We start from the raw sequence: 17,826 nt of genomic DNA, 5'->3' as shown, positions 1-17,826 counted from the left end.
CTGAAAAAAACAAAAAGCAACATGCGCTCGGGATAGGTCTCATCTGGTGAACGATACAGGCCTTGGGTGATGCTTGTCTGGATTACCTTGAAGGACTCCAGCGACTTGGACAGATGAAAGTTCTGGATTGCGGAGGCAACTCCCACTTAGTCTTATGAGGTTTAAGTATGTTTAACCTAATTATCGTTGATGACTAGAATAAAATTCGTGAAGGACTTTCTGCATTGGATTGGGATTCAATGAAAATGAACTTGCTTGCAAGCTTTTCTCATGGTTTAGAAGCTCTCAGATATATAAAGGAAAATTCCGTCGATATTGTGCTTACTGATATTCGAATGCCTCATATGGATGGAATTGAATTGATGGAAAGACTCTCTCTGCAATACCCTTATATCAAAGTTGTTGTTCTTTCTGGACATGATGATTTCATGTATACAAAAAAAGAAATTCAACACGGTGCATTCGACTATATATTTAAACCATTGAAACTGTCTGAGACCAAAGAGGTATTCCGCAAGCTTGCAAAAACGATATTTGAGAACAAACAGATTGAACTATGAAACGCATCATTAAAACGCAAAGTTTCACTTCTTACAAAGTTATTAAGAAGAGATTTTTTTTAGTTTCTTTATTAAACGAAACATCTCGTTTGCATTGGCGAGCGTGTATGTGGCTTTAGTAAAGCTAAAATTCATCCGTTTTAGCATTGCGCTAATTCCACGTACGCTTATGATGACACCATATTCCCGTTTGATCCATTCCGAAAACAGTGGCAGAGTCCAGGTATAAGAGCCTCGAAACTCACATTGATAGGTGAACGCTGCTCCAGCATCGCGGCTAACTGATAACGTTGTTCTTCCGTAAGTTTTGTCGGTTGCCCGGGAGAATGATCCATTTCTAAACCTGTGAGTCCTTGGGTCTGGTAGGCTTGCCAATAAATAATGATCGTGCACGACTAAGTAACTCACCAATGTCCTCAAAGGGATGGCCTTCGAAGCAAAGACGAACCGCTAAATATCTTTCGTAAAGCCGTTTATCTGAAGTTTGTTTCATCGCTGTATTCAATTGCTCTATCTCTTTGTTACTCATTTTCATCGCCGCCTCGAATTTATTTACTAGGTATTACCAGACTTGGCGATGGAAAGATTATGTTAGTTTATTAATTACGTTCTATATAGATGTAGAACTTAAATTTTTGCTCACTTATAATGTTTCGATAATTATAGTGTTTTTAATTCCTCAATCTTTGATCTTTTGAGCCAATATTTTTGTCCAATCCTGTGCATCTTTTCATGTAACTTACCGATTCTAATCCAATGGCGAATTTTAGTTTCTGGCATTCCGTATTCAATCGATGCTTGCTTAATGCTTAAATAATCGCCTATGAATTGATCTATAAAATTCTTATTGAATAAGTATCGTTTCCTCCCATCTTTCAGCACAATAACTTTCTCCGGTAACAATATTCCCTTACTCATAAATACTTTCATGGCCTTCTCTCCAATATGAAGCATGTTAATAACATCGTTCATATAATAACCTTCGATTACTGTTTTCTCTTTCTTTATCTCGGAAATGCATTGTTCCAGTTGATGTTGTTCAAAAAACAGACCGGCCAAATTATCTGAATTCAATTTTGAATATGGCTCCAATCGTTCCTCACTAATTAGCTTTAGTATTTTAACTATTGTAAGCCCAACAACTGAATATTTAATTAAAGCTTGATGAAAAAAGATATTCTGTGGTTTAGGCTCTTTCTGTTCCCCACGACATCGTTTCATAAGACCCGTTACTTCGGATCTTAATAACTGCGTGACATTTGAGAACGGTGTTTTATATTCATTCAATAACTTTTCTTTAATCAATGGAGGAATGGAGTCCTTCCGAATTCCCAGAAAATCCGCTGCTTCTCGACGAGTAATATATTGCTTACTTATCTTTAAAGCTTGTTCAAAGGAAGTTTTTTCAACGTAGTACTTCTTGCTGCTACCCTTCACCTTATCATTTAATAAGATTAAATTATTATCTGCTAGCCCACTAATTTTCTTATATCCATAGCCATATAGTCCTTTAATCTCCTCACGTGCAATAAAATCACGTTTTTCAAGTAGGCTCTGATTAGATTTAAAGACTGAAAAATCTTTGCGAATTTTCCTCTCATTTAACTGTTTAATCCAATAAGCTTCGTAGGCTTCTTTTATTACATTGAATTGTGGATGTTTGAGTATTTCTTCATAGTTTGTTTTTCTTTCATAGCTATGGCGATTTTGTAGGTTCTGAAAAGCCTGCAATACACGATAATAGTGCGAAGGAAAGTCACTGTACATCCAAAATACATTAGAATAAACGGTTATGGCATTTTCTACGCTTTGCTCTCTTGACCTCTTTTGTATAAATGCGTGTATTGGTGTTGTGTTATCAAGAAAACTATTCATACCTTCAATTAAGTAAAAACTATGATAGGCAAGTGATAAGTATCGCCGGATTGATAGTTCAGGAAATATGATTGAATTTCTACTTTGAAATAATCGCTCAGTCAAATCCTTTTGGGCTAAATACATTATGCTACTCTGATCAACTTTTTGGGTCACAGCTTTCTTGTAAGAGAAATTGCACTTAGAACATTTACCATACATAAAATCTTTTATCCCAATATAGGATTGGCAGAAGGAACACCTGTCTATAAGTAAAACCGAATGTTCAAGACATACAGTATAAGGATAAAGTGACCAGTACCATTTATGTCTAAGTTCACCCTTCTCAATACAAATTGGGCAGTATTTAATTCTATGCCGTTGAATCATATGATTGTATAATGTATCACCTAACATTAATCTAACTGTATTTGTAGAACCAGATTTTAAACTCTCAATTGGATTATCTGAGAGTTGGCTTAATCTCCTGATCATAGTATGATTAAATTCATTTTTGTTTATTTGTAATGAATGACAGTTTAATTTTTTTGCCAGGTTTGTAATTCCTGAGTATCTATTCTCTTTGGAAAGCCGATATGTATAACCTGCCAAGCTCTCTCCTTCAATATACTTTGGATGCTTAATTAATCTTTTCATCTTGATTGACACCTTCCTATTCATATAAAAAAGATAAGAGGCTAGTAAATAATGATCTAATAGTTAGTTAGGATCTATAAATCTCACTCTAATTCTAGTATCTCCAATTCTTCTTAATAAAACACTCATATTTCCTAACGCAAAAAGAGCATTTGCAGGTTTGCAAATACTCTTTTTGAAGTATATTTTTTGTTTTTAATGAGTTGCTTTTTTCTTCTTTCTTCTCCGTCGTTCTTTGGCTTCCTCCTGGGATTCTTTTATAAAAGCTTGATTCTTTTTATCCTCAACATCTAACCATTCTGCTAAGTCAAATTTGTTATTGTCAAACGGAATCAAAGCATATGGGCGAGATGAACGTGTAATTCGGTAGCATGCATCCCTTAAAGAAGATTCGGTAATGCAATCTTTTCCTTGACGCAGTGAAATTTTAGTAGCTTCTTTTACTAAATCTTTAATATACCTAGGAACTCCATGTGAAAAATAATAAATTTTTGCTGCTAATTGTGGATCACTAAGATTTGAACTTTCAGAAAAGGGGAGTTCAGCATCCAGATACTTCAGAAACATACGGAACTCAATCTGCTCTTCTGGAGAACTAAAATAAAAAGGTTCAAGGAAAATACGATTCGAATATCTCCCATCTAACTGTTCATTATGTTCAAAGATTCTCTGAGATTCTGGCAATCCACACAATACAACCGGTATCTGAATCTCCTCAGCGAGGGTTTTCAACCAATCTGATGCTAAAGCAAGTACATGCTGAGTATCTCGATCAATTAAATGCTGAAATTCATCAAGGATAATCATTTCAATATTACATTCTCGAACGAAATGCTGTATCCGTCCTGTCATATTCTCCTCCGTACCTGTATCAAAAAAAATATCTCCCAGGTGATACAAAATTTTAGAGGCTACACTTTTTGGTGACTTAGCTCTTGGAGGCACCTTTACGTATAGGATAGGTACCTTCGTATAATCGTCCATTTCTTGGCGTGGAAAACGTTCCAAGTAGTGTTCTAGGAAAGTTGTTTTACCTACGCCTGTTCTTCCGCAGATAAACAATCCTTCTGCCAGTACGGATTCTTTGGATAATTCATGAACTTCCTCAAGAAGTTTCATTGCTTCATTAAATCTCGGATGTTCTATGACTATTTTCTTGACATGTTCTACTCTCGTTGCATATTTTTTAAAAGATGCCGGTTTTGAATTTAAAGATGAAAATTCTCTTGTTTTATCTGTCATCAATTTTACCTCGCTTTTTTTAATGAAGTTCCCCAAGCGCCACTCTCTTTGCTGAGATCATCAATATTTTCAGGTGATGGTTTGGAAATGGAACTGGTATTAGGATTTGACTTGCTATTCTCTTCTTTTCCTTTAGAAGAAGTGACTTTTTGAGACGTGGCTTGCTTCTTCTTTTTGCTTTGAATATTTTTTTTCAAAGCAATACTAACCTCTTCATCATTTTCATCTAAGAGTTCTAACGTTTCTATCCCCTCTGGAGCCAATTGTAAATCGTACACTAGGTTAATTGCTGATATATCATCATAATATTTTGCTGCGCGTTCGTCCTGAGTCATTTTTTCAAGTTTTAAAATTTCAAGTCTACTCAGATTAACTATTTCCATTACTTCGTGATATCCTTCGCCTACTGCATCTGTATCAAAATCTTTGTAACCTTTATAGTTCTTATAGTTATAGTGATGAAGTTGCTCATAATGAACCGGGTATTCAGGATTAATTTTTTTCCTTCTAAAACTATTCCTCGTGGGATACGCTTCAAGATACTGCCGATTTTTTTCATCCCAAATATAAATAACTCTCATATCCGCTTTATCAAAACGTACTCTTACTTTTGAATCATCCTTCGTTCGTTCCTTACGATCTCGTAGTTTCATGAGTTCAGAACTTTGATAGAATTGGTTTTGAATATTGATTCCTTTGTTTGTAATCGTCCGCGGTTCAATTCCAGTCCCGAGTAAGAGTTTTAGGTCTTCTTTTTTGTAGGGAAGCTTTCTATGAACTCGAGTGTCTTTTAAAGCCTCTGTCCATAGAATCTGTGGTGTCCCGCCTCTGGCGGTGTCATAATCGTTTGCAACGAGTTCAATCAGTGTTATATGAATTATTTCATACAATGCTCTTAGAGTTACACAAGCTTTACCTTCAGAATCATACTGATCTTTTTCTTTTGTATTTGAAAATGTTGTTCCTGGGATACCATGGAATACTTTAGTATTTAAACTTTGGAATGCTCTCTCAATTGTTCCCTTAAGGTGACCTGATTGTATTGGAGGATAATCAAGTTCAACCCCTAACAAATTACAAATTTCCTCCAGATCTTCCGACTCGTTTACTTTGGCATTATCAAGTACAATTTCTTCTGGAACACCGTATGCTAACCAGTCATGTTTTAGATTTGGATAAAGTTTTCGAATATGAGTTTTCGGAAGCATGATATGCAGTAAACATTGTTTGATAGCATGTGCGTCAGGTTCTTTTTCAGAAATGTAAAATCCGAGAGGATATCCCGTTAATTTATCTATACCATAGACCAGATAATATCGCTCAGTAACAAGATTCATTACATCTACAATAAAAAGATCTATTGGAGTCCAGTCGATCTCTACCCTCTGAAGCGGACGTTCTACGTAAACTTCACCAGTAGACCCATCTCTCTTCAAATTTGCTTGCACTACCCCATGTCTCATCTTATCTTTTTGGTAAGTATCTGTTAAATCCTGTACTATTCGATAGACAGTAGTGTCGCTGCAGGCTTTGATCTTACGTATTTCATCTCTGGTTAGATTCATATCCTTTAATCTTCTTTTTAATTCAAGATGTATTTTTCTGTTAGAGATATTGACTCCTTCCTTTTCAATTTGCTTGAGAATCCCCTTGATGATCTCAACTATTTCAGTCGGTGTAGTTCGTTGTTTTGGACCTTTCAAATCGTCTCTTCTGATAAGGCTTCTTTTATCCTGTGTACTATCCCAACGTTTCTTCCATCGATATATTGAAGCAATTGAAGTCACTTTGCGTAATTCATCGGGTAAACCTTTGATATAATCAGTATACTGAGCAGGCTTTACTTGCCCATTAATAATAGGTTCTAAAATTCTATACCTTATCTCCATATCGTTTATTTCTTGTTCTGTATACATTTTAATATCATAATTCGCTATTTGTGCCAACTCAGGTATATCATCTTGTTTTACCAGCAATGTTCCTTCTGACCAAGCTAAAACCAATTCATCTAAACTAAAAATTTCTACAGTGTCATATGAGTAGTTAGTGACCTCTATATCATTACCATTCTCTTTACGGACAATGTACTCCATATCTCCCAGCCGAAATCTAGTTCCTGGTGAAAAGGAAAAACTTTGCACTTATTCACCTCTAATTTTGCGAGCGAAATTCGCGCAATTTTCTTTTTAATTCAAGATAATGTAGTGCATTTAATTTATCGCCCTCTTCTTTTCCTAGCTGTACGAGACACTCATGAAATAATTGTGTTAATTCAGTCCATGTAATTTTTTCTCTGATATTTTTTATATCATCTCTTTTAATTAAGTTTTTCTTATCTTGTGCTCTATCCCATCTTCTTTTCCATTGATAAATCGTTGTAACTGAGATCACTTTACGCAACTCTTCCGGTAGTGCATTAACATAATCTTTGTACGCAACAGGCTCTATTTGTCCATCAATAATTGGTTGTAATATGCCGTACTTTAGTGCCATTTTCATTGTTATCTGCTTTTTGTACCCGACAAATTCATAAACTCCTAATAATACTTGCAGAGGCAAATCACCTTGCTTCACTATTGATGTTCCAGCTGACCAATCTTTAAATAATTTATCATGACTTAGAGTTTCTACAATAGCATTTGAACAGTTAACAACTTCTATATCTTTACTGTTTATTTTAAGAACAATATAATCAGCATCCGCTAGAAAAAACCTAGTTCCTGGCGTAAAAAGAAATCTACTTATCTGCCTGTTTCCCTTTATGCTATGAACAACACCGGGAATACTAAAAAACATACTCCTGTCGATTTGTTCAAACAATCTCTTTTTGGCCTCCTCTTTACGATGCACAAACTTCCCCTCCCAACTGAAAATGATTTATATTGACGGACACCAATGTTTCATCAGTCAACTCCGATGCAATTAAATCAGCAAATACTTTTTGAAAATAAATAAGCTTGTAAATTGCAGCATAAAAAAATTCATCATCAATATCTTGACAATTTTCACGAAGCATATATATCGTAGTGGCTCCGGTTATACATAGAGTATCATAAACATTCTGCAATACGATTGATGGAACTTGTGGTTGATGACCAAGAGCTCTTAGAAATCCTAAATTAAAGAGTAAGCAACTATTTTCATATAATTGCTTTTCGGTTACGATAATATATTTCCATCCTTTTTTCTTACAATATAATCGACCTACAAGTGCTTTTAATTGGATTTCCGGCTTAGACACTTTGGAATGAGGTTTGATTTCCACTATTAAGACTGTGCCATCTTTAAATGTAACTTTAAAATCAGGGTAATAGAAACGAATTCTCCCTTTTATTCTGTATGGAATAAACAACGGCTGGTACGCAATCTCTACAACATTCTGATCAAAATCAGTTACCCTTACATAGTCTCGCTCTAAGCCGCTTTCGCAATGAATCATCCTTCCATTTTTAAAATAAGGAACCTTCCACCTATGGTTTTTTCCTCTAGTAGCCTTTATTTTTCTAGCTGGCTGATTCATTTTCATAATACCTCCTTATTACAACTCTACTAAAATATCATTTCCAGGCTATGAATCTTTTAAACCTAACAGCTGCATTAAACTAGAATCTCTTTTGTACAAATACCTTGCACCACCATCAATTTTAGGACCGCTTACAGGCTCCACTCCCATGCTAACCAGAACGCGAAAAAGCTTGCCTGATGAGTGAATTTCCGGGTGGATTTTAACCAACTCTCTTGCTGTGACGTATAATTCATTAAACTTTTGGAAATCAATAGGAGTAATTAAAAAATAATGGTTTTGAACCCGTTTGGCTGGTAAGAAACCTTTATCTATCCATGAACAGATCTCCTTTCTATCAATACCCTGTTCATGAGCGATATCGTTAATAGACAACCATCCTCCTTTGACAACACTTTCTACCTCACTAGCAATAAATAAAAAACTATATAAACCAATTTCATTAGATCGTCCACAGGCTCTAATTTGTTTTGTCATGATACTATGAAGGAAGTCAGTAAGTTTTTGACCCCAGTTTGTAAATATGCGCAGAGCTTCTTGAAATGATATAATTGAAGTGATTTCTTCAGGAGGCTCTTGCATAAATATTTGAATTTCCTTAAGAAGGTTTTCTACACTCTGACGGTCAAAAACAAAATTGTACCTGCTTATTAAGTTGGCGTCATTCACCAATCTAATTATTTCTTTTTTTCCAAGAGCAACAATTTGTACACGTTGTTTTAATCCCAATAAGTCCGATACTTCATTAGTGGTACAATATTTTAGATCATTTAGTTGGTTGGACTTTATCAACAAGTGTTTTTGTGAAATTATCTTTTTTTCTAATGTTTCCTTATAACTGGTTTTGAAATATATAGAATCTTCATTTTGTTCATAGTAATTAACAAATTCTTGATGAATAAATAAAAATTCTGGATAAGGTAAGCAAAGATATAGCCTTTTATAAAATGAGTTCAGATTGGTTCTCATTCCGTCTAAAAAATTATAAAATGAGGTCGGCCATTCATTAAAAATACTAATGCTATTTTGAATAAGTTCATGTAAATCAGCGCTCTTGTAATTATGCACGAACCGATATTGTTTGATACCATCATGGTAATTTGACTTCGCTTCACAAAAAAACATCACTAAATATATCAGGTCTAGGATCTCCAGATTTTCTAAAGGATTGATTGTAGAGGGGGTGATTGGTAGCTGGGAAAACATTCTTTTATTAATTAAATTTGATAAATATGTATGTTTTGCTGATACCTTAACAATTGGAGCTTTTCTTAAATCATAGCCACATCTGCATTTCATGAGATTCGAACGATGTGATGATATTTTCTTCCGGCATCGAGGACACTCATCAATGAGTAAACATAAATGGGTAGGACAAGTGGTTACAATGCTTAAATCCCATAATTTGCGATGATATCCTTTTTCAGATAAGCAAAGTGAACAAATTTGTTGCTTTCTTATAAGAGTACCTTGAATCATGATTTTATTAGTTTTTTTACTATTTTCATTTGATTTTCCTAGTTCATTGTTGAAGCTGAGAGAGACCAATTGATCCTCAGTACAAGTTGTCATCGTGCTCAAGTTAGTAAGGTTAACTTTCTCTTTGACCATGTTTACGTTAACAACTGAATGAGATTTACGGAGTCCAGCCATTTTATAGAATATAAAGATATCTGGGCAAAGGTTTAACTCAGCAAGACGAATAATATAACCTTTTAAACTTTCATCATGGAAGGGTTTTGGATGTAGTATTAAAGAACCTTTCATAGGCTCTCCTCTCTTTTTAAAGGTCATAAATTTGACCTAATTAGTCATCGGAACATCTTACCTTCCTTTTTTCAGTTTGTCAATTTTTATGACTACATTTAATAAATTTTTTTTATAAAAAGGAGAACGCAACGTGGGATATGCTCATTTACTTGACAAATACATACAGAATAGCGAATTAAGTATTAATGAAATTTTAGAACGATTAAAAGATTCTGGAATTAAAATAGACCGATCTTATATTAGTAAATTAAGATCAGGAGCTAAGCCACCTGCATCCGAAGAAGTCACACGAGCTCTTGCAGAGATTACAGGAGGAGATCCACAATCACTAATCAATGCGGGGGTTATAGAAAAGGCTCCTGAAGAAATAAAAGCATTCATAACTAGGTTAGAGGATCAAACATGGAATATGGTAGATTATTTATTATGTAATAGTGAAATTAAACAGGTGCACGAACTTGTCACACATATTCAAAGAGCTAATTTACAATCTAACCATATAAAAGTTCTTGATCTTGAAGATAAAGAAAGATTTAATATTGCAGCAATCACTCGACGTTTCGATCTTCTTGAGACATTAAGCCGAGAGACTTTCAGCTTTACAGATAAATTAGAACTTTATTATGCTGTCACTATATATTTTCAAAAATTCAATGAAATCCCCATGGAGTTATTTTATTCAAAATATATTCTTCAAGGAGACAATCTCTCAACTTCAACAAACCAACAAAACTCCGGTTTAATACTATCTAGTAAAGGGAAGGAATCTATAACAGGAGATGAGTTAGATTTTATCAACAGTTGTTTAGAGGCTTACAGAATCCAGAAGGCAAAATGGCTGTAAGAAAAGAGATATTGGAGGGGTATTTATGGGTGATGGAACATTAAAAAATTCAATAATTGAGGCTTTAAATTCTGCTATTTTAGAAACAGAAAGTCAACTACAGCTTTCAGAATATAATAAGGGCGAAATTGCGGGCTTAAGAAAAGCTCTAACATTAATTAATATACTCTCTAACCCCAGGTATGAAACTGCAACACCAATTGATATCATTATTGATGATTTACCTCCATATACGGAGACACATAACAAACTTTCAAAATAAATCCTCATAACACTTTAGCTTAGTGATTAATAATGTAGTATATAAAAGCCTGTAGCTTATTAGCTACAGGCTTTTAATAATTATGCATACTTATACACTTGTGAATATTAATACAAAAAAATGTATAAAATGATTTTATCACTTTATCTGACGAAATTTTCTCGCTATTATTGCAAAATTTATCACTTATTTTGCACAATCACAATGTAATATCAATCATGCATAAAAGGATTGATCACCCGCACCGGCTATACCCGCAATTTCCGCAGGTCTTACATCCCTCAATATTTATAAGCGATGCACTCCCGCAGGAAGGGCAGAGATCCCGCGATGCCGCCGAGTGGCTGTGCGTCCCGTGTCCGCCATGCCCGGCATCTGCAGGAGCCGCGGCTGGCACGCTCGATTGCAGCTCGGCGCTGAGCGCCTCATTGAAATCGAGCTCCAGGGTGGCCGCGATCGGAGCGGCCACGTGGTCGTCATGTGCGTTATTCTGCACATGCGTTTCGAGGGCTTTGGCTACCGCGTCGGCGATGGACTCGACGCGGTTCGCGCCGAAGCCGATGGCGCCGGAGCCGCCGATGCCCTTGAGATGCTTGATCAGCAGCTCAACCTTCTCGCCGTGGTCGCCGTAGCGCAGGAACAGCGAGCAGACACGGCCCAGGGCTTCGGCCATGGCGAAGACGTCGGAGCCGGCCTTACCGACATTCAGGAAGATTTCGCCCGGAATGCCGTCCAGATCGTTAATGGTGATATACGCCATGCCGAACGGCGTGTTGATCTTATAGGTTGCGCCGCGCAGCACCTGCGGGCGTTTTTTGTATTGCTTGTCAGCTCCGCCGGCCTGCGGTGCCGGGCTTGCTGCCACTACCGGCGCTAAAGGCGCCGCCGGGGCCGGTTCAGCAGCAGGCTCTGCTGCGGCAGGTGTGTCCTTTTTGTCTTCCTTCTTCGACGTTTCCAGCACCTGCACATCGCGGCTGCCGTCACGGTAGATGGTTACACCTTTGCAGCCGAGGTCGTAGGCCATTTCGTACAGCTCGGCGGTTTCCTCGACAGTGAAGTCGGACGGGCAGTTGGCTGTTTTGGAGATGGAGCTGTCCACCCAGCGCTGAATCGCTGCCTGCACACGGATATGGTCCTTGGCGGACAGATCCATCGAGGTTACAAAATACTCCGGCAGCTCCTCACCCGGATGCGCCTCCAGCCATTGCTGGGCAATCGGCACGAACTGCTCGTCATAGCCGAGCCGGCTCTGGCGGAAATATTTGAAGGCAAAGTAAGGCTCAATCCCGGTCGAGGTGCCGACCATGGTTCCTGTGCTGCCTGTTGGCGCCTGAGTAATAACGGTGACGTTACGCATGCCTTGCTTAAGGACGGCTTCACCGACCTCCGGATACACCTCAGTAATGTTGCGCATAAATCCGCTTTGCAGATATTTCTCTGCATCGAAAGCCTTGAATGAGCCCTTTTCACCAGCTATTTCTGCCGAAGCCAGATAGGCCTCCCTTGCCATGAAGCCGTACAGCTTGTCCAGGAACTCCAGTGATTCCGGGCTGCCGTAACGGATATTCAGCTTGATCATCAGCTCGGCCAGACCCATCGTGCCCATACCTACGCGGCGCTCCAGCTTTTGATTCGCTTCATTTTCCGGGAAATGATACGGTGTTTTGTCGATGACATTGTCCAGGAAACGGACGGAATAACGGGTGGTTCTCGCCAGATCCGCCCAGTCCACATCATGGTTCTCCGCATCATAGAATTTGGAGAGATTGACCGCCGACAGGTTGCAGACACCCCAGCCCGGAAGTCCTTGTTCACCGCAGTTGTGAGCAACTACTCCGCCGGCAATCAGCGAGTGCGTTACAGGCTCGGTGATATCATAGACCGTTACAAGCTCCCCAGTCTCAACACCAACGACTCTGGACATGAACTTCTCTGATTTGCGCGAAGGTCTGGCGATCCGTTCCAACGCTTCTTGTTTTCGGGTGATCAGCTTGAAGCCGATTTTTTCCTTGAAGGCTACAATGTTGTTTCCGCTCAGAATCAGCTCATAGAACCCGCCGCCTTCGTAAGTTCGTTCTTCTCCACTTAGAGTTGTGTAAGTAAAGACAGCCTGTGCTTTCTTTGGACGATTATAAATGGAGCTGTTAATCCCGAAATTAAGCAGCAGCAACTGAACCCCTTGCAGCAGCTTCTTCGATGCAGAAGTCAGTCTGACCGTACGGTGCATCTCGTCATTCTCATAGACCGTTCCGTCTGCCGAAAATAATCCTTGCAGGAAAGCCACAACTGTCGCGCGCGAAGCGGTATACAGTGCGGCCGGAACCTCTTTTTCCGCCGCTTTGACAGCCTTGACCCCAAGGGCTTCAAGCTGCTCGCGGAACGATTTGCGCCACCAGTATGCCTGCTTGGTCCCGTTGTCCCGGTTAAACACTTTGGCGGTTACGCCCGTAATACTTTCACCAGCAGCAATCAGTGCCGGGATGACTTCGCTGTCCGCTTCACCGAATACCATGCCGATGTCGCCGCGTTTGGATATCCAGCCATCTCCAGTCAGCCAGCCCAGGAACCAGCCCCACTGCTCCCCGAGTGTGTCTTCAGCCGCGAAGCCGCCTTCACCGGACTGCAGATATACACGGTCGTCAGCAGTTAAAGTATGAGCCTCTTTCCAGCCGGAATCGGTAAACAGACGGTGTTCAGGCGTTACGGATAGCTCAACCCCATTTTGCAGGGAAATCTTCAAGGTCTCTCTGGTTCCCGTAGGGAATACCGTCGCCCTTCTCATCTGCAGCCCCGGAATTTCATAGCTTCGGCCGCCGACCACTTTTGCCTGCTCGACCAGTCTCAAATCGGTTCCGACCAGGAATGATTCTCCGGCTGTCTTTTTATATAATTCCTCGATAGTAAGGAGTCCATATTCTGTTGCAATGCGGGTGTCCGGGTGGAAACAAGGATTAGTACAAATTATAGGATTAAAATACCAGCTGTTCGACATCTGGTTATAGTATTCCATAAACACAACGCCCGGCTCTGCTGACTTCCAGGCCGATTCAATGATTGTATGCCACACATCGCGCGCCTTAACAGTCCGGTAAGGGATAACCGCACGGCCGGCCGCCTTCCATTTATCCAGGTCCCCGTCCCACAGCTCATCATAATCCGGGTCGCTGGTGTCCGGGAAGACCAGCTCCCAGTCCAGGTCCTTTTTGACAGCCAGCATGAAGCTGTTGCTTACGCACACCGACAGGTTCGCATTGGTAACCTGCCCCATCGTCTGCTTCACGGTGATGAAATCGACCACATCCGGGTGCCAGTCGTTGATCATCAGCATCAGCGCACCCCGGCGGCTGCCGCCCTGCTCAATCAGTCCCGTTGTATAGCTGAACAGGCCGCCCCAGGATACGGAGCCGCTGGACGAGCCGTTAACGCCTCTGACAATAGCCCGGCGCGGACGCAGCGAGGACAGGTTAATGCCGACACCGCCGCCGCGCGCCATAATTTCGGTCATTTCGGAGAGGGTCTGCATGATCCCGCCGCGGCTGTCTTTTGGAGAAGGAACCACATAGCAGTTGAACAAGGTCAGCTCCTCGCTCGCTCCCGCCCCTGCGGCAATCCGTCCGCCCGGAACGAGCTTCCAGTCATCGAGAATAGAGCGGAATTTGCCTGTCCACTCCTCCTGCAGCTCAGGGGTCTTCTCCACAGAGGCCATGGCTGCAGCCAGACGGTCCCACATTTCCTCAGGTGTTTTTTCTATATTAAGGGTCAGCTTCTCCACATCCGATTGCACCAGCTCGCCGCTGCGGGTCCTGACGGTCACTATCCGTCCGCTTCGCCCGACAATCTCACCGACCTCCTTGGTCGGAAATTTCGGGTCATCCTTGGTCAGCACCAGCACGACGTCGCCTACCTTGGCATTATTCGTGTCCGCATCCTTCCAGGCATAACGGTCCAGAAATATTTTCTCGCTCAAGCCTTCAAGGCGCTGGTTGGGTTCCACTGTACTCAATACAAAAACCTCCCGGTAAGTGATATGTAACACAGGTACTGCTGTAATGCTATTGCTCCCGCTTGTCAATAAAAATCAGCCGCTAAAAACATGCAGCAAACCAACAATTCAAGCTTTTGTCACAATATATTGTATCAACATGCCTCATCACTATACCACATATTGTTACAGAGTTCCTTTTTGAAAATAGAAGCGATTCCGCAGAAAAAACAGATTCCAGGCGCTTTTTCTATTGATTTCGCGGTTTTTTAGTCTCTGTTATGAATTCTCTTTAATACGAGCATACTACTTTTACGCATTCCGATATAAAACCTTGCCGGAGGAGGCTGCAACATGATGCAATTATCCCGCAATTCCTTACCGCAGGAGGGAGGCATATCCGCCCCGCTGCTGCCGGTTCCCCTGTCCTTTGAACGGAACTGGCTGCAGGATCTGGAATCCAGGCAGGAAAAAGGCGGCCCCTGGGGCGACTGGAAATTATCGCGGCTGGCTGTGCAGGGTGAGCAATGCGGCCTTGTCACGAGCTTTGACGAGCTGCAGTGCACGAAGCATCTGTCCGGCCTGTCCCCGCTGCCCCATCAGCTCGATACCGCCCATAAGGTATTGTTTGAGATGTCCGGCCGGGCTATTCTCGCCGACGAGGTGGGGCTTGGCAAGACGATTGAAGCCGGTCTGATTCTCAAAGAATATCTGGTGCGCGGGCTGGTGGGCAAGGTGCTGATTCTGGTTCCCGCCTCCCTTGTGCTGCAATGGGTCCGTGAGCTTAATGCCAAGTTCGGAATCACCGCCGTCGCCCAGAAAAAAGCCTACTCCTGGGGCAACGACATCGTCGTCGCATCCCTGGATACCGCCAAGCGCGATCCGCACAAGGAGCTGCTGTTAAGCTCTGAATTCGACATGCTGATTATTGACGAGGCCCACAAGCTGAAGAACAAGAAATCGACCAACTACCAGTTCGTACAGCAGCTCCGCAAAAAATACTGCCTGCTGCTCACAGCCACACCTGTGCAGAACGACCTGGGCGAGCTGTTCAATCTGATTACCCTGCTAAAGCCGGGGCAGCTCGGGAATCAGGGTGATTTTGCAGCCAACTTTGTCGTCGATAAGCGCCAGCCGAAGAACGAGGTACAGCTGCGCGGCGAGCTCTCCAAGGTAATGATCCGCAACCGGCGCGGCGAGGGTCCTGTCACCTTCACCAAGCGCAAGGTCCGCAATATCCCGCTCATTCTTTCCGCAGAGGAGAAGGCGCTCTATGACGGGGTAACCGCTTTTGTAAAAGACACCTATCAGGAGTCCGGCGGCAATCTCAGCAGCATGCTCTCCCTTGTAACGCTTCAGCGCGAGGTCTGCAGCAGCCGTGACGCCGTCTTCATTACCCTCGTTAATCTGATCAAAAAGCTGCCTGCCGATTCGCCAAAGCGCGACCGGATGATGGAGCTGCTGCAGAGCATCCGCACAGTCAAGACGAACACCAAGGCGGAGAAGACGATGGAGCTGATCCGGGATATGAATGAAAAAGTAATTGTGTTTACAGAGTACCGGGCCACCCAGGAATATTTACTGCAATACTTCCGTGATCACGGGCTGCAATGTGTGCCTTACTCCGGCGGAATGAACCGCGGCAAAAAGGACTGGATGATGGATCTCTTCCGCGGGCGCGCCCAGGTCATGATTGCCACCGAAGCGGGCGGCGAGGGCATTAACCTGCAATTCTGCCACCATATGATCAATTTTGATCTGCCCTGGAACCCGATGCGGGTGGAGCAGCGGATCGGACGGGTACACCGGCTGGGCCAGCAGAATGACGTCGTTATCTATAATCTGTCTACCCAAGGAACGATTGAAGAGCATATTCTCCACCTGCTGCACGAAAAAATCAACATGTTCGAGATGGTCATCGGGGGGCTGGATGTGATCCTGGAACGCTTTGAGCAGAAGGAATCGCTGGAAAAAAGCCTTTATAAAATCATGCTGGAGGCCCGCAGCGACGAGGAGCTGCGCAGCAGCCTGGATGATATCGGCGAATCGCTGAGTGAGCTGTCCCAGGAAACCCGGCAGAAAAGCGGGGTTTCGCCATGACGCTGAGTGTACAGGAAGTACGCAAGCATGTGATGGATTATCTAGAGGCCACAGAGTGCACCATTATCGAGGTGTCTCCGCTGCATGTAACAGTCAAGCTCTCCCCCCGCGCCGACCGGATGCTGACCGACAGGCCATATTACTGGGGGTTTGTGGAGCGTACAGGCGCTGAACCGGAGACGCTTTCATTCACCTTCGTGTTCGATCCGGAGCAGTATGATCATGCCGCCGCAACGGCAGCGGCAGCGCCTGCCCGGCCGCCGGGCAGCTTAAGCATGGAGGCTGCTGCCGAGCCTGCCGCAACGGGAGCAGCCCCGGCCGGAGTCCCGCCAGGTGTGTCGGCTGATCCGCAGGACAGCATTCTTGCCCGTTATTTCGGAGTTGTTCCGGCGCTGCCGCGCCTGGGGCCGGGCATGATCCGCCGCGAGGATGTCATCTACGGCAGCAAGCGGCTCAATCAGATCTGGGCTGCAGCGCGGGACGAGGGCAAATGCCTGCAGCTGTTCGAGGACCCCGGCAGCAGACAGCGGATGACCCTATTCTCCGCAGCCTATGAACCATGGCTTGGCGTATGTTATAAGGTTGAAATGACCTGTGACCTGAAGCGGGAGGAGCTGCATTTTCTCGCGATCTCCCTGACCACAGGGAAGATTGTCACCGATTTCGGCTCCAGGCTGGACAGGCTGGAGCTGACACCGCGCCTCCCGGAGAACATCCATATCCAGCCCTATGAGCTAAGCGTTGCAGGAGGAGCAGACAGGCTGGAGAACTACCTGACCGCCCAGCTTGCCGGGCTGGATTACAGCTGGGCCGAACAGGCCAGGGAGCGGCTGCAGCTGGAGCTGAGCATCGTCGATCTCTATTATGCCGAGCTGCTGAAGGAGCCGGATGAGGAGAAAAAGCAGGCTATCGAAGAGCAGTATAACGCCCGCCGGACTGAGACCACCTGGCAGTATGAGCCGCAAATTTCGGTTTCTGCCGTCACTTATGGTCTGTTTCACCTGCGCAGTTCATAGAATACGACCAGGTCTG

The 17,826-nt window shown here is 42.6% G+C and carries 14 protein-coding genes; 5 read left to right on the top strand and 9 right to left on the bottom strand.

Going from position 1 to position 17,826, the window contains the following annotated elements:
• Positions 1-239 precede the first annotated feature (239 nt).
• On the top strand, positions 240-560 hold the full coding sequence (locus R70723_RS31550; protein ID WP_052421272.1) for a response regulator: 321 nt from the start codon (positions 240-242) through the stop codon (positions 558-560).
• 42 nt (positions 561-602) lie between these two features.
• Here the strand turns inward: R70723_RS31550 and R70723_RS34375 are convergent, their stop codons facing one another.
• The 8 genes from R70723_RS34375 to R70723_RS32895 all read right to left on the bottom strand — a co-directional run bounded on the left by R70723_RS34375 (position 603) and on the right by R70723_RS32895 (position 9,603).
• A complete protein-coding gene (locus R70723_RS34375; RefSeq protein WP_442950336.1) occupies positions 603-953 on the bottom strand; it encodes a helix-turn-helix domain-containing protein in 351 nt (116 codons plus the stop codon).
• Positions 898-1,089, bottom strand: a complete 192-nt coding sequence (locus R70723_RS33375) for a hypothetical protein (RefSeq protein WP_052421271.1) — start codon at positions 1,087-1,089, stop codon at positions 898-900. Before R70723_RS33375 ends, R70723_RS34375 begins: the two co-directional genes overlap by 56 nt.
• A gap of 131 nt (positions 1,090-1,220) precedes the next feature.
• On the bottom strand, positions 1,221-3,071 hold the full coding sequence (locus R70723_RS11290) for a TniQ family protein (protein ID WP_076418271.1): 1,851 nt from the start codon (positions 3,069-3,071) through the stop codon (positions 1,221-1,223).
• A 195-nt stretch (positions 3,072-3,266) separates the two neighbouring features.
• Positions 3,267-4,313 (bottom strand): TniB family NTP-binding protein, encoded by a 1,047-nt coding sequence (locus tag R70723_RS11285; protein ID WP_047171389.1) that lies wholly within the window; start codon positions 4,311-4,313, stop codon positions 3,267-3,269.
• A 5-nt stretch (positions 4,314-4,318) separates the two neighbouring features.
• Complete coding sequence (locus R70723_RS11280) at positions 4,319-6,406, bottom strand: TnsB C-terminal domain-containing protein (RefSeq protein ID WP_039872101.1); 2,088 nt, start codon at positions 6,404-6,406, stop codon at positions 4,319-4,321.
• Positions 6,407-6,464: 58 nt separating this feature from the next.
• Positions 6,465-7,163 carry a hypothetical protein gene (locus R70723_RS11275; protein WP_039872100.1) on the bottom strand — a complete coding sequence of 233 codons (699 nt, stop codon included), beginning with the start codon at positions 7,161-7,163 and terminating at the stop codon, positions 6,465-6,467.
• On the bottom strand, positions 7,153-7,839 hold the full coding sequence (locus R70723_RS32030) for a TnsA endonuclease N-terminal domain-containing protein (protein ID WP_081957351.1): 687 nt from the start codon (positions 7,837-7,839) through the stop codon (positions 7,153-7,155). The genes R70723_RS11275 and R70723_RS32030 overlap by 11 nt, the downstream gene beginning before the upstream one ends.
• Before the next feature lie 42 nt (positions 7,840-7,881).
• Positions 7,882-9,603 (bottom strand): TniQ family protein, encoded by a 1,722-nt coding sequence (locus R70723_RS32895; RefSeq protein WP_076418273.1) that lies wholly within the window; start codon positions 9,601-9,603, stop codon positions 7,882-7,884.
• Between the two features lie 133 nt (positions 9,604-9,736).
• Between R70723_RS32895 and R70723_RS32025 the strand changes: the two genes are divergently transcribed.
• Positions 9,737-10,450, top strand: a complete 714-nt coding sequence (locus tag R70723_RS32025) for a hypothetical protein (protein WP_052421270.1) — start codon at positions 9,737-9,739, stop codon at positions 10,448-10,450.
• A 25-nt stretch (positions 10,451-10,475) separates the two neighbouring features.
• On the top strand, positions 10,476-10,712 hold the full coding sequence (locus tag R70723_RS11255) for a hypothetical protein (protein ID WP_039872097.1): 237 nt from the start codon (positions 10,476-10,478) through the stop codon (positions 10,710-10,712).
• A gap of 235 nt (positions 10,713-10,947) precedes the next feature.
• Here the strand turns inward: R70723_RS11255 and R70723_RS32890 are convergent, their stop codons facing one another.
• A complete protein-coding gene (locus R70723_RS32890; protein WP_081957349.1) occupies positions 10,948-14,715 on the bottom strand; it encodes an LAGLIDADG family homing endonuclease in 3,768 nt (1,255 codons plus the stop codon).
• Positions 14,716-15,048: 333 nt separating this feature from the next.
• On the opposite strand from R70723_RS32890, the gene R70723_RS11240 reads away from it, so the two are divergent.
• Both R70723_RS11240 and R70723_RS11235 read left to right on the top strand, forming a co-directional pair.
• On the top strand, positions 15,049-16,794 hold the full coding sequence (locus R70723_RS11240; protein WP_081957348.1) for a DEAD/DEAH box helicase: 1,746 nt from the start codon (positions 15,049-15,051) through the stop codon (positions 16,792-16,794).
• Entirely contained in the window at positions 16,791-17,810 is a 1,020-nt protein-coding gene (locus tag R70723_RS11235; protein WP_039872096.1) for a YqhG family protein, read from the top strand. The genes R70723_RS11240 and R70723_RS11235 overlap by 4 nt, the downstream gene beginning before the upstream one ends.
• The last annotated feature ends 16 nt before the right edge of the window (positions 17,811-17,826 follow it).

This window comes from Paenibacillus sp. FSL R7-0273 (assembly GCF_000758625.1).
Taxonomy (GTDB): Bacteria; Bacillota; Bacilli; order Paenibacillales; family Paenibacillaceae; genus Paenibacillus_AQ.
Note: the sequence above shows the minus strand (reverse complement) of the source record. Positions and strands in the feature narration are given on the sequence as shown.